The organism is Actinoplanes campanulatus (assembly GCF_014647795.1).
Lineage (GTDB): Bacteria > Actinomycetota > Actinomycetes > Mycobacteriales > Micromonosporaceae > Actinoplanes > Actinoplanes campanulatus.
This window is the reverse complement of sequence record NZ_BMPW01000015.1, coordinates 259,402-271,277: the sequence shown is the minus strand read 5'-3', so window position 1 is coordinate 271,277 and position 11,876 is coordinate 259,402. Positions and strand designations below refer to the sequence as shown.

11 protein-coding genes are annotated in these 11,876 nt (G+C 71.4%); 5 read left to right on the top strand and 6 right to left on the bottom strand.

All coding sequences use genetic code 11. The features are described from left to right. Window positions 1-1,083 (bottom strand): L-serine ammonia-lyase (locus IEZ13_RS27950; RefSeq protein ID WP_229795104.1); only part of this gene is annotated, 1,083 nt, incomplete at its 3' end. A 126-nt stretch (window positions 1,084-1,209) separates the two neighbouring features. Between IEZ13_RS27950 and IEZ13_RS27945 the strand changes: the two genes are divergently transcribed. Continuing rightward, complete coding sequence (locus IEZ13_RS27945) at window positions 1,210-1,521, top strand: PadR family transcriptional regulator (protein ID WP_183217945.1); 312 nt, start codon at window positions 1,210-1,212, stop codon at window positions 1,519-1,521. Between the two features lie 151 nt (window positions 1,522-1,672). Next, window positions 1,673-3,019 (top strand): hypothetical protein, encoded by a 1,347-nt coding sequence (locus tag IEZ13_RS27940; RefSeq protein ID WP_183217947.1) that lies wholly within the window; start codon window positions 1,673-1,675, stop codon window positions 3,017-3,019. A gap of 190 nt (window positions 3,020-3,209) precedes the next feature. Here IEZ13_RS27940 and IEZ13_RS27935 read toward each other — a convergent pair whose 3' ends face one another. From IEZ13_RS27935 to IEZ13_RS27920, 4 genes are all read right to left on the bottom strand, one after another. Continuing rightward, the gene (locus IEZ13_RS27935; protein ID WP_183217949.1) at window positions 3,210-3,959 is read right to left on the bottom strand and encodes a maleylpyruvate isomerase family mycothiol-dependent enzyme; all 750 of its coding nucleotides are present in this window, start codon (window positions 3,957-3,959) and stop codon (window positions 3,210-3,212) included. A gap of 70 nt (window positions 3,960-4,029) precedes the next feature. Further along, window positions 4,030-5,787 (bottom strand): aa3-type cytochrome oxidase subunit I, encoded by a 1,758-nt coding sequence (gene ctaD, locus IEZ13_RS27930; RefSeq protein ID WP_183217951.1) that lies wholly within the window; start codon window positions 5,785-5,787, stop codon window positions 4,030-4,032. Window positions 5,788-5,890: 103 nt separating this feature from the next. After that, window positions 5,891-6,637, bottom strand: a complete 747-nt coding sequence (locus IEZ13_RS27925) for an SGNH/GDSL hydrolase family protein (protein ID WP_183217953.1) — start codon at window positions 6,635-6,637, stop codon at window positions 5,891-5,893. 81 nt (window positions 6,638-6,718) lie between these two features. After that, window positions 6,719-8,080 carry an NAD-dependent succinate-semialdehyde dehydrogenase gene (locus tag IEZ13_RS27920; protein WP_229795102.1) on the bottom strand — a complete coding sequence of 454 codons (1,362 nt, stop codon included), beginning with the start codon at window positions 8,078-8,080 and terminating at the stop codon, window positions 6,719-6,721. Between the two features lie 71 nt (window positions 8,081-8,151). Between IEZ13_RS27920 and IEZ13_RS27915 the strand changes: the two genes are divergently transcribed. From IEZ13_RS27915 to IEZ13_RS27905, 3 genes are read left to right on the top strand one after another with little or no spacing between them, the layout of a single operon-like run. Then, window positions 8,152-8,325 (top strand): hypothetical protein, encoded by a 174-nt coding sequence (locus IEZ13_RS27915; RefSeq protein ID WP_229795100.1) that lies wholly within the window; start codon window positions 8,152-8,154, stop codon window positions 8,323-8,325. 49 nt (window positions 8,326-8,374) lie between these two features. Further along, window positions 8,375-9,571 carry an FIST signal transduction protein gene (locus tag IEZ13_RS27910; RefSeq protein ID WP_183217956.1) on the top strand — a complete coding sequence of 399 codons (1,197 nt, stop codon included), beginning with the start codon at window positions 8,375-8,377 and terminating at the stop codon, window positions 9,569-9,571. A 10-nt stretch (window positions 9,572-9,581) separates the two neighbouring features. After that, entirely contained in the window at window positions 9,582-11,333 is a 1,752-nt protein-coding gene (locus tag IEZ13_RS27905; RefSeq protein WP_183217958.1) for a putative bifunctional diguanylate cyclase/phosphodiesterase, read from the top strand. A 3-nt stretch (window positions 11,334-11,336) separates the two neighbouring features. Here IEZ13_RS27905 and IEZ13_RS27900 read toward each other — a convergent pair whose 3' ends face one another. Then, window positions 11,337-11,858 carry a Uma2 family endonuclease gene (locus IEZ13_RS27900; RefSeq protein ID WP_229795099.1) on the bottom strand — a complete coding sequence of 174 codons (522 nt, stop codon included), beginning with the start codon at window positions 11,856-11,858 and terminating at the stop codon, window positions 11,337-11,339. Between the last annotated feature and the right edge of the window lie 18 nt (window positions 11,859-11,876).

The window sequence follows — 11,876 nt, the reverse complement described above, 5'->3', positions numbered from 1 at the left end:
CTCCGGGGTGCCGCCGAGCACCTCGGCCAGCCCGGCCGCCGCCATCGCGCACGCCGAGCCCACCTCGCCCTGACAGCCCACCTCGGCGCCGGAGATGCTGGCGTTGCGCTTGAACAGCAGGCCGATCGCGCCGGCCGTCAGCAGGTACCGGACCACGCCCTCCTTGTCCGCGCCGGGCACGAAGTCCAGGTAGTAGCGCAGCACGGCGGGGATGATGCCGGCCGCGCCGTTGGTGGGGGCGGTCACCACCCGGCCGCCGGCCGCGTTCTCCTCGTTCACCGCCATGGCGTAGACGGTCAGCCACTCCATCGCGACCTCGGCCGGCTCACCGGCCACCCGCAGCTGACGGGCCGTGGTGGCGGCACGGCGGCGCACCTTGAGGCCGCCGGGCAGCACGCCCTCGGCGTCCAGGCCCGCGTCGACGCAGTCCCGCATCACCTGCCAGATGTCCAGCAGGCCCGACCTGATCTCCGACTCGGTGCGCAGCGTCTCCTCGTTCGCCAGCATCAGCCGGGGGATGGACAGGCCGGTGGTCCGGGTGAGCGCCAGGAGTTCGGCCGCCGAGGAGAACGGGTACGGGACCGGGCCGCGCGTCTCCCGTACCGCCGCATGGTTTTCCTGAACCACGAAGCCGCCGCCGATCGAGAAGAAGGTCTCGGCGAGCAGCTCCGCGCCGTCGGCGCCGAAGGCGGTGAAGCGCATGGCGTTGGGGTGACCGGGAAGGGTCCGGCGGCGGTGCAGGACCAGCTCGACGTCGATCTCCCGCTCCCGCAGCAGCCGCAGCCGGCCGTCGGCGCGGATCCGGGCGGCCCGCGCGTCCGCCGAGATCACGTCCACCGTCTCGGGGGTGTCGCCTTCCAGGCCCAGGAGAACCGCCTTCGGTGTCCCGTGCCCGTGGCCGGTCGCGCCGAGCGAGCCGAACATCTCGGCGCGGACGCTCCGAACGTCCGGAACGTCCGGAACGTCGGCCAGGCGGCCGGCGAAGAGACGGGCCGCCCGCATCGGGCCGACGGTGTGCGAACTGGAGGGGCCGATGCCCACCGAGAACAGGTCGAAGACGGAGATGTGCTGGTCGAAGCTCACGATGCACTCCTTCGGGCGTCGCGGGCGGGGGATGAGGCTGCCGATGGGACTGGTTACGTGAGCGATCACCGCAGGGTTCAGAAGGGCGGCGCTTGACCCTATGTAGAGTTTCGATAGAGTGACCGGATGCGGATCACGATTCCGACCGCGCGGATCCTCGCCGCGCTGCTCGCCGACCCGGGCGCCGACCGGTACGGTCTGGAGCTCATGCAGGTCACCGGGCTGGCCAGTGGCAGCCTCTACCCGATCCTGCACCGCCTCCAGGAGGCCGGCTGGGTCGAGGCCCGGTGGGAGGAGATCGACCCGGCCGAGCAGGGCCGCCCGGCGCGCCGGTTCTATCGCCTCACCGCGGACGGCGCCGTCGACGCCCGCCGGGCCCTCGCCGAATTGCACGCCGGGACCAGTGTTCCGGGCAAGCCGGCGCTCGGGCTGTCCTGAGTCGCTTTCCTTCCTATTAAGTCGCATCTATATGAGCAGGTAGGTGCGCCTTTGATCGAGGGCGAAAAACGGGTAATGTCTCTCGGCGCGCCGCATTGGCGTGCAATTAAGACGCCCCTAAGAAAAACTTAAAACAATCGAGGAAAAGGACATGCTCAACCGTCGCCTGATAGCGGTCACAACCGCGATCGTGGCCGTCCTCGCGGTCGGTGCCTGCTCTTCGGCTCCGGAGCCGTCCCCCGCCTCCGCCGGCGCCCCCGCGACCGCGTCGGCCGCGCCCTCCGCGCCGGCCACCTCGGCATCCGCGCCCTCGGCCGCCCCGAGCGCCACGGTGAAGACCGCCGGCGCCTGCGCCCGGAAGGTCTCCGCCAAGCCGGTCGCCACCGTCACCCCGATCAGGCTGCCCGCCAAGGTGGTCGGTTACGGCGGCGAGGGCGACACCGAGAAGCTGCCGATGGCCATCGCGGCCCGCCCCGACGGCGGCTCCTGGCTCGCCTGGCTCGGCACCGACGGCAGGGTCCACCTCGGCCGGCTCGGCTGCGACGACAAGCTGACCGGCGCCACCACCAGCTTCACCGGCATCGACCTCCAGGACGTCCAAGCCGACGCGAACGGCGGGGTCATCCTGCTCACCCGCAAGGGCGCCTGCGGCAGCGGCCCGCTCTGCGGCGGCGAGTCCAGCCCGTGCAACACCATGCACATGATCCGCTTCGACAACAACGGCAAGCTGGTCTGGGAACGCCAGGTCACCAACCTGACCAGCGGCCGCACCGGGTACGACGACGGCGCCCGCTTCATCTGGTGGTACCAGCACCACGGCCGCCTCGCCACTAACGGCTCCGACTGGGCGGCCTACTTCGGGGTGGCGATCACCGTCAAGAACGGCAACTGCGTCGACGTGCACGAGGGCGACCGGATGCAGGTGGTCACCAAGGCCGGCAAGCTGGTCAGCGGGCACAAGGACGCCTTCGAGGTCGGGTGCAGCCACGCCTGGACGTCCCGGATCGTCTGGGACCCGCGTACCAAACGGTTCGTCACGGTCTGCGCCACCGACAACGCCTGCCGGATCGCCCAGCCCGACCCCTACCGCACGGTGGCCGCAGGCACCTGCGACGGCACCCTCTTCGGCGGCGACCTGGTCCTCGCGAAGTCCAAGGGCTACTGGACCGCGTGGAGCCAGGGCGGCGGCGTCCGCCTCGAGAAGTTCACCACCGGCAGGTCCACGAGCACCGTCCGGACCGGGATCTCGTCGGCCCACCCGCACCTGGTCTCCTACGGCCCGAACCGGATGCTCCTCTCCTGGCAGTCCGGCTCGTCGATGGGCGCGCAGGTCTACGACGCCGGGACCGGCAAGGCGGTCGGCGGGCGCCTGTCGATCGCCGTGAAGGACCACGCCTACCAGGCCTTCAAGCCGTACAGCGACGGCAGCGCCGCCTACCCGGCCGCCGCCGGCTCGAACACCACGATCAAGATCGCCCGAGTACTTCCCCAGGCCTGACCCCACCCGGCCGCCCGCGCTGTCGGGCCCGGCGGGTGCTCACGTCGTGCCGTTCGTGTGCCCGGCCTGCCGCCATGACGCGGCCGGGCGACCACGCAAGCCGTTTCGTGTGCGCTGGTCGGCGCAACGAGCCGGAGGAACGGACAGCGGACCAAATGACCAGCAGGGTCAGCTCCGGGAGGCGGCCGGTTCAGAAGCGGGTCAGGGCCAGCCAGCGGTCGAGCAGGGTGCGGTCGCCGTGGATCTGGTCCGGGGTGGGCGGGCGACGGCGGTTGAGGATGAGCAGCAGTTCGGCGACCGGGGCGCGGCAGGTCACGTCGGCGGGCGCCTCGGCGGCGCGCCAGGCGATGCCGGACGGGGTCAGGGAGATGTGCCAGCGATCGGTGGTGTCGGTGGCGCTGAACAGCAGTGACTCGCCGCTGCCGGTCAACTGCCGCCACCGGGGGTCGGTGCTCGCCTGGCCGGTCGCCGCCGCGAAGACGAGCAGCAGGTCCGATATCCCGTCGGCGGCCAGATCGGGCGCCACTTCGCCGGCCGGCTCCGCGTCGAACCGGTGGATGATCTCGTCGTGCAGCATCCGGCGGAGCCAGAAGCCGGCGGTCTGGTGGGCGGGAAGGAAGGTCCACGCCGGGCTCTCGAAGCCGCGCTCCTGGACGGCGCCGGTGAGCCGCCGGGCCCCGGTGGCGAGCCACTCGCCCCAGGCCGCCTGGTCCGCCGGCGCCTCCTCGAGCCGGTAGGGCACCGGCTCGGTCGCGGCTCGCTCGATGACGCCGGCCGCGTATCGATGACCGGTGCCGACGTGGGTGACCAGGTCGCGCACCGTCCAGTCGGGGCAGGTGGGCACCACGGCCGTGGGCTCCCGCCGGCACGCCGCGGTGGCGAGTCTTGCGGCCTCCGCCGGTAGTTCGGACGCGTATCGCTCTGGTGACAGCCAATCCATCCGCCGACCGTACCCATCGCCGTCGATGTGGACGGACGGCCCGCACGCGCCGGCGTGCGGGCCGTGACGGTCAGCGGTCTACGTCGCTGGCGATGTCCTCGCTGTAGGTCGCGCCGCCGTCGGACTCCTTGTGGAGTGGGCGGGCGCCGCCCTCGGGCGGGCCGGCCAGCGACTGTTCGCCGGCGGCCAGGTGCGGGAACTTCAGGTCGAAGGCGGGCCGCTCGGAGCGGATCCGCGGCATGCGGTCGAAGTTACGCAGCGGCGGCGGGGTGCTGGTGGCCCACTCGAGCGAGTTGCCGTGACCCCACGGGTCGTCGGCCGTGACCACCTTGCCGATCTTGTACGACTTCCACACGTTGTAGACGAACGGCAGTGTGGCGATGCCCAGGATGAAGGAGAAGATCGTGGAGAACGTGTTGAGGAAGGTGAACCCGTCGCTCGGCAGGTAGTCGGCGTACCGGCGGGGCATGCCCTGGGTGCCGAGCCAGTGCTGCACCAGGAACGTGCCGTGGAAGCCGATCATCGTGAGCCAGAAGTGCACCTTGGCGAGGCGTTCGTCGAGCATCCGGCCGAACATCTTCGGGAACCAGAAATAGATGCCGGCGAACACCGCGAACACGATCGTGCCGAAGAGCACGTAGTGGAAGTGGGCGATCACGAAGTACGAGTCGGAGACGTGGAAGTCGATCGGCGGCGAGGCGAGCAGAACGCCGGAGAGGCCGCCGAACAGGAACGTCACCATGAAGCCGACCGCCCAGAGCATCGGCGACTCGAAGCTGATCTGGCCGCGCCACATGGTGCCGATCCAGACGAAGAACTTCATGCCGGTCGGCACCGCGATGAAGAAGCTCAGCAGACTGAAGAACGGCAGCAGCACCTGGCCGGTGGCGAACATGTGGTGCGCCCACACCGACATCGACAGCGCGCCGATCAGCAGGGTGGCCGCGACCAGGCCCTTGTAGCCGAACACCGGCTTGCGGCTGAACACCGGGACGACCTCGGTGATGATGCCGAAGAACGGCAACGCGATGACGTACACCTCGGGGTGCCCGAAGAACCAGAACAGGTGCTGCCAGAGCATCGGCCCGCCGGTCTCCACGTTGAAGACCTGCGCGCCGAGCATCCGGTCGGCGGCCAGGGCGAACAGCGCGGCCGCCAGGAACGGGAAGATCAGGATCACGAGCAGGCTGGTGACGAGCATGTTCCAGGTGAGGATCGGCATCCGGAACATGGTCATCCCGGGCGCCCGCAGGCACAGGATCGTGGTGATCAGGTTGACCGCGCCGAGGATCGAGCCCAGACCACCGATCGCCAGGCCGACCACCCAGGCGTTGCCGCCGATGCCCGGCGAGTGCAGCGAGCTGCTCAGCGGCGTGTACGCGAACCAGCCGAAGTCCGCCGCCCCGCTGGGGGTGAAGAATCCGCTCATGGCGGTCAGCGTGCCGAACAGGTACAGCCAGTAGGCGAAGGCGTTCAGCCGTGGGAACGCCACGTCCGGCGCTCCGATCTGGATGGGCACCACGTAGTTGGCGAAGGCGAACACGATCGGGGTGGCGAAGAACAGCAGCATGGCCGTGCCGTGCATGGTGAACAGCTGGTTGAACTGTTCCGGCGACAGGATCTGCATGCCCGGTTGGGCGAGCTCGGCGCGCATCAGCAGGGCCATCACCCCGCCGACCATGTAGAACACGATCGACGTGATCATGTACATGATCCCGATCTGCTTCGCGTCCGTGGTCCGCAGGATCCGGGCCAGCGCAGTCCCTCTCACCTGCCGGCGAACCGGTTGAGGCCGGATCGGCACCGGCCTCGGGGCGACGGTAGTCATGCACGCTCCTCACCTGCGCATGCGGCTTTTCCTACCTCCCTTTTATAGGCGTCATCCGTCTTAATTAGCCCCAGATCCGAGCAAGAGCGGCATTTCGGTGAGATCAGGCGGTGATCAGCGTCCAGTCGGAGTATTTTGGGGCCCGGTCGTCGCCGGACGAGCGCCCGCGCAGCCGCCGCCCGATCCAGGGCAGCACGTGCTCGCCGTAGTAGCGCGCCTCGGAGAGCGGCCGGAACGCGGGCGCCGGCCCCGGGTCGAGCACGTGCGGCGGCACCGGCCGGCCCAGCGCGGCCAGGATCAGCGAGGCGACCCGGCGGTGCCCGGCCGCGTTGAGGTGCAGCCGGTCGGCCGACCAGTAGACACGGCGGCGCAGCTCCCGGTCGCGGAAGCAGTCGACGAAGGTGACCCCGTCCAGCGGCATCAGCGCCTCGACGGCCGCGGTGAGCTGCTCGCCCCGCTGCCGGAAGGTGCTGCCGAACGGCAGGTGGTCGGACGGGTCGGCGCCGCTCAGCAGCAGCAGCGGCACCCCGGCCTCCGCGCAGCGCCGGATGGCCTGCCGGGTGAGGTCGATCAGGCGCTCCACCGAGGCGCCACGGCGCAGCATGTCGTTGCCGCCGCCGTTGAAGGACACCAGCGTCGGCGCGGGGGACAGGGCCAGGGCGGCCTCGAGCTGATCCCGGACGATCGGCTCCAGGAGGCGGCCGCGGATGGCGAGGTTCGCATACTCCACCGGACCGTCGGCGGCCAGACCGGCGGCGACCAGGTCGGCCCAGCCACGCTCGGTGCCGTCCGGAAGCGTGTCACCGAGGCCTTCGGTGAAGCTGTCGCCGATCGCTACGTAACGCTTCATGTGTCTTCTCCCGTGCCGTGGAACGGACCGACGCTATCCGATCGCCGGGCCGCTCCACGAGCCGTCAGGGAGCGAGGAGAATCACTGCCAGTCGACGCTCAGGTACCGCGTCTCCTGGAACTCGCGCAGGCCCTCACGGGCGCCCTCGCGGCCCAGGCCGCTCTGCTTCACCCCGCCGAACGGCGCCGACGGGTCGGACACCAGCCCGCGGTTGACGCCCACCATGCCCGCGTCGATCGCCTCACCGAGACGCAGGGCACGGGCCAGATCTCCGGAGAAGACGTACGCGGCCAGGCCGTACTCGCTGTCGTTGACCAGGTCGAGCAGCTCGTCCTCGCCGGTCCAGGTGGTGATCGCGGCCACCGGGCCGAAGATCTCCTCCTTGAGGATCTCCGCGTCCGCCGGCACGCCGGTCAGCACGGTCGGCGGGTAGAACCAGCCCGGCCCGTCCGGGACGGCGGCGCGGTGGCTGATCCGGGCGCCCGCCGCGACGGCCTCCGCCACGGTGCGGGTGACGCGCCGCAGCGCTGCCGCGCTGATCAGTGGCCCGATGGCGTCGGCCGGCATCTTCTCGACGGCCGCGCCGAACCGGGCCGTGAACTCCCCGGCCACCGCGGCGTGCACGTAGAACCGGTTCGCCGCGGTGCACGCCTGCCCGCCGTTGCGGAACTTGGCGATCATGGCCCCGGCCACCGCGGCGTCCAGGTCGGCGTCGTCGGCCACGATGAACGGCGCGTTGCCGCCCAGCTCCATCGACGAGTTGACCACCCGGTCGGCGGCGTGCCGCAGCAGCACCCGGCCCACCGCCGTGCTGCCGGTGAAGGAGATCTTCCGGACCCGCTGGTCGTTCAGCCACGCCCCGACCACACCGGCGGCGTCGGTGGTGGTGACCACGGTGACCACCCCGTCCGGCAGCCCGGCCTCGCGCAGCAGCGCTCCGATGGCGAGCGCGGTCAGCGGGGTCTCGGCGGCCGGCTTGACCACTGCGGTGCAGCCCGCGGCGAGCGCCGGGCCGATCTTGCGGGTGATCATCGCGGCCGGGAAGTTCCACGGCGTGACCAGCGCGGCCACGCCCACCGGGCGGTGGGTGACCAGGGTACGGGTACCGCCCGCCGGGGACTCGCCGAAGTCGCCGCCGGGCCGGACCGCCTCCTCGGCGAACCACCGGAAGAACTCGGCCGCGTACGTCACCTCGCCGAGCGCGTCGGACAGCGACTTGCCGTTCTCCCGCCGGATCAGGGCGGCCAGCTCGTCACGGTCGCGCAGCATCAGCTCGAAGGCCCGGTAAAGGATCTCCGAGCGCCGCCGGGGCGCGGTCCCCGCCCAGCTCCGGAACGCCGCCGAGGCCGCGTCGACGGCGGCCCGCGCGTCGGCGGCACCCTGATCGGGGACCTCGGTGATGGTCTGCAAGGTGGCCGGGTCGACCACGGGGAAGAGGGTCACGCGGTCCAGTCTCGAACCGGACGCCATGCCCGTCCATTACCATCTGGGCAGCCCACCTATGCCTGGGAGGCATGATGGAGTTGCGGCACCTGCGCTATTTCGTGGCGGAGGTGAACGGCCACCGGCTCTCCATCCGGCTGGTCGCCGTCTGGGACTCTCGCCATGCGGCCGCCACCACGATCGGCCGCTTCGCCGCCCGCCTGGGCCGCTTCGTCCGCGACCGCTACCACGCCCCCGCCGCCTGACCCCACGATCTTTCTCAGGCCCGGCGGCCCCCTGCCGATTGACTGCGACATGGATCGCAGTGTCAGCACTCACCGGGACGGCCGCTGGTTCGGTACAGGGCACAGCACGCTCACTGACCCGGGCGCCGCGGGAGCCGAGGCGGCCGCGGCCGCGATCACCGGAAACGACCCGGTAGTGGTGTTCGTGTTCTGCTCGGTCGGCCACCACACGGCGGAGATGCTCGACGCTGTCCGCGAGCGGGTCGCCGCGGACACCGTGATCGTCGGATGCAGCACCTCGGGACAGCTGAGCGGCGGCGCCACCAGCAAGGACGGTGTGGTCGTGGCGGCCTGGGGCGGGACCGGCTTCGCCGTCCGTACCCATGTCTCCCGCGACATCTCGAACCGCCTGCGCGACTCCGGCGTCGAGGCCGCGTCGTGCCTCGGCGCGGTAGACCACCCGCACCGGGCGCTGCTGATGCTCGGCGACGGCCTGGCCGGCAACCATCACGAGATCGTGCGCGGCGCTTTCTCGGTGGCCGGCGCGGCCGTCCCCCTGGTCGGCGGCTGCGCCGGCGACCAGCTGACCTTCACGCGCACCTACCAGTTCCACGGTGGCCGCGACGGCGTGGAGATCCTGTCCGACGCGCTGGTCGGCGTCGCGATCGGCTCGGACGCGCCGCTCGGGGTGGGCATCGCCCACGGCTGGCGCAAGACCGGCTCGGCGATGATCGTCACCCGCAGCCGGGGCGGCCGGGTCCACGAGCTGGACGGCGAACCGGCGCTCGACGTGCTGCTGCGACTGTTCGGCCTGGAGGAGTCGATCCTCGACGACCCGGACGCGTTCCGGCAGGCGACGTTCCCGCACCCGCTGGGCCTGTCCCGCCGCAGCGGCGAGGACATCCGGGTGATCCACGACGGCGACCGGTCGGACCGCTCCGTGATCTGCCTGGCCGACGTGCCGGAGGGCGCGCTCGCCTGGCTCATGGAGACCGACCCGGGCGCGCTCGCCGCCGCGGCCGGCCAGTCCGGACGGCAGGCGCTGGACATGCTCGCCGGCCGTTCGGCTCTGGGCAGCCTGGTCTTCGACTGTTCGGCCCGCCGGGTCACCCTCGGCGAGGACGGCGTCGGCCGGGAGCGCGACGGGCTGCTCGAGGCGCTGCCGGACGTGCCGTTCGCCGGGTTCTACACCAACGGCGAGTTCGCCCGGGTCCGCGGCGCCCTCGGCATGCACCACTTCACCGTGGTCACGCTGGCGCTGGCCTGAGGGAGAACCTGTGAACCACTGGTCCACGTACCAGCTCACCGAGTTCTTCGCGGCGGTCTGTGAGCCCCGCGACGAACAGGCCGCGATCACCGTGGCCGTCGAACGGGCCGCCGAGGTCCTGGAGGCCGAGGTCGCGGCCATGCTGTCCGGTGACGGCGTCGAGGTGGTCCGCGGCGTCGACCGGGACCTGTTGGAAGGCGCCCTGCCGGACGGCGCGTCACCCGGCGTCCTCGCCCTGCCCGGCCTGGGCGAGCTGCACCTGAGCGTCGCCCGGTTCGGTTCCGAGCCGCGCGGGACACTGCTGGTGGCCCGGGCCGGCGAGCCCCTCGCCCCGGCGGAACGGCAGCTTCTCCAGGCCATGGGACAGACCCTGGGCCTCGCGCTGCACAACATCGCCCTGCTCACCGCGGAACGGCGGCTGCGAGAGGAACGCGAGCGGGAGGCCGCCGAGCGGCTGGCCCTCGTCGAGTCGCTACGCGAGGCCCGGCACGACTCGCTGACCGGGCTACCGACCCGGGTGCTGTTCCTGGAGATCCTCGGCGAGAAGCTGGACGGGGGCGGCCCGGTCAGCGTCCTCTTCATCGACCTGGACCGGTTCAAGGCGGTCAACGACAGCCTCGGCCACCGGGCCGGTGACGACCTGCTCGGGCACGTGGCCGGCCGGATCCGGGACTGCCTCGGCACGGCCGGCACCGGCGCCCGGCTCGGCGGCGACGAATTCGCCGTGCTGCTCGGCGGCTCCACCACGGAGAACGCGGTCCCGGTGGCCTGGCGGATCATCGAGGCGCTGCGGCGGCCGTTCCGGATCGCCGGGCGCGACGTCTTCATCGGCGCCAGCATCGGCATCGCCACCGGCACCGCCGGCACCGACCCCGATGAGCTGCTCGGCAACGCCGACGTGGCGATGTACCGGGCCAAGAAGGACGGCCCCGGCAAGGTGATCCTCTTCGAGCCGCGGATGCACGCCGAGGCGCTGGCCCGGCTCACCCTCGGCGGCGAGCTGCGGCGCGCCCTGGAACTCGACGAGTTCCGCCTGCTCTACCAGCCGCTGATCCGGCTGGAGACCGGCGCCGCCACCGGTGTGGAGGCGCTGGTCCGCTGGTCCCGGCCGGGTCGCGGCTACGTGCCGCCGGCCGACTTCCTGCCGCTCGCCGAGGAGAACGGGCTGATCACCGACATCGGCCGGTGGGTGCTGCGGGCCGCCGGGGAGCAGGCCGCCCGGTGGCGGCGGACCATCCCCGAGATGACCCTGAACGTCAACGTCTCCGGGCGCCAGCTCACCGACCCGCGGTTCACCGGCGACGTGGAGCGGACCCTCGCCGAGTGCGGGCTGCCGGCCGCCGCGGTCACCCTCGAACTCACCGAGTCGGTGCTGATGAGCGATCCGCGTACGGCCATCGCCTGCCTCGGAGACCTGCGCGACCTCGGGGTCGGCCTGGCCGTCGACGACTTCGGCACCGGCTACTCGTCACTGTCCTACCTGCAACGGCTCCCGGTCGACGAACTGAAGATCGACCGTACGTTCATCAGCCGCGCCGAACCCACCGTCGCCGACCTCGCCGTGATCCGCACCGTCGTCGAACTGGCCCGCACTCTCAAGCTGCGCACCGTCGTCGAGGGTGTCGAGACCGAGGAGCAGCACCGCGCTATGCGGGAGCTGGGCTGCGACTACGGCCAGGGCTACCACCTGTGCCGCCCGCTGGAGCCGGAGAACATCCCGGCCGCCTTCGCCAACCCCCTGGCCGCCTACCCGGGCGCGTAGCCGTCAGGCGCCCAGCCCGTGGTCGGCGGGCGTGGTCTGGAGCAGCCAGGCGAGGGGCATCGTCGCCGTCACCTCGTAGGCGCCGTCGGCGCCGATCGAGTGCAACGTGACCGTCTGCGCGGCGTCCCGGTCGACCAGCCAGTACCTCGGGATCCCCGCGGCGGCATACTCCTGCACCTTGATGGTCCGGTCCATCGCGGCTGATCCCGGCGAGACGATCTCGACGGCCAGCAGCAGGTCGCTGATCGGCAGCCACACACCGCGGTGCTGAGCAGCCGACCAGAGGGTCAGGTCCGGTATCCGGCCGCCGTCACCTGCCGGCCCTGTGAGTTTGATGCCCACCGCCTGCAGGATTTGATCACCCGGCCAGCCGGCCAGCGCCAACCAGATCAACAGGCGGCTTGCGATCGCGGCGTGCTCTGAATCGGCCGGTGGCATGACCGACAACGCTCCCTCGGGGCTGAGTTCGTAGCGGTGGCCATGCGTGTCGGCCTCATTCATCGCCGCAAGATCGTCGAGCGACACGACTGCTGGCATCTGCCT

Bases quoted from the DNA above. Each gene is read 5' to 3' on its own strand.
- IEZ13_RS27925 (WP_183217953.1), bottom strand. From the start codon at position 6,637: ATGAAGCGTTACGTAGCGATCGGCGACAGCTTCACCGAAGGCCTCGGT.
- IEZ13_RS27935 (WP_183217949.1), bottom strand. From the start codon at position 3,959: ATGGATTGGCTGTCACCAGAGCGATACGCGTCCGAACTACCGGCGGAG.
- IEZ13_RS27945 (WP_183217945.1), top strand. From the start codon at position 1,210: ATGCGGATCACGATTCCGACCGCGCGGATCCTCGCCGCGCTGCTCGCC.
- ctaD (WP_183217951.1), bottom strand. From the start codon at position 5,787: ATGACTACCGTCGCCCCGAGGCCGGTGCCGATCCGGCCTCAACCGGTT.
- IEZ13_RS27940 (WP_183217947.1), top strand. From the start codon at position 1,673: ATGCTCAACCGTCGCCTGATAGCGGTCACAACCGCGATCGTGGCCGTC.
- IEZ13_RS27915 (WP_229795100.1), top strand. From the start codon at position 8,152: ATGATGGAGTTGCGGCACCTGCGCTATTTCGTGGCGGAGGTGAACGGC.
- IEZ13_RS27910 (WP_183217956.1), top strand. From the start codon at position 8,375: ATGGATCGCAGTGTCAGCACTCACCGGGACGGCCGCTGGTTCGGTACA.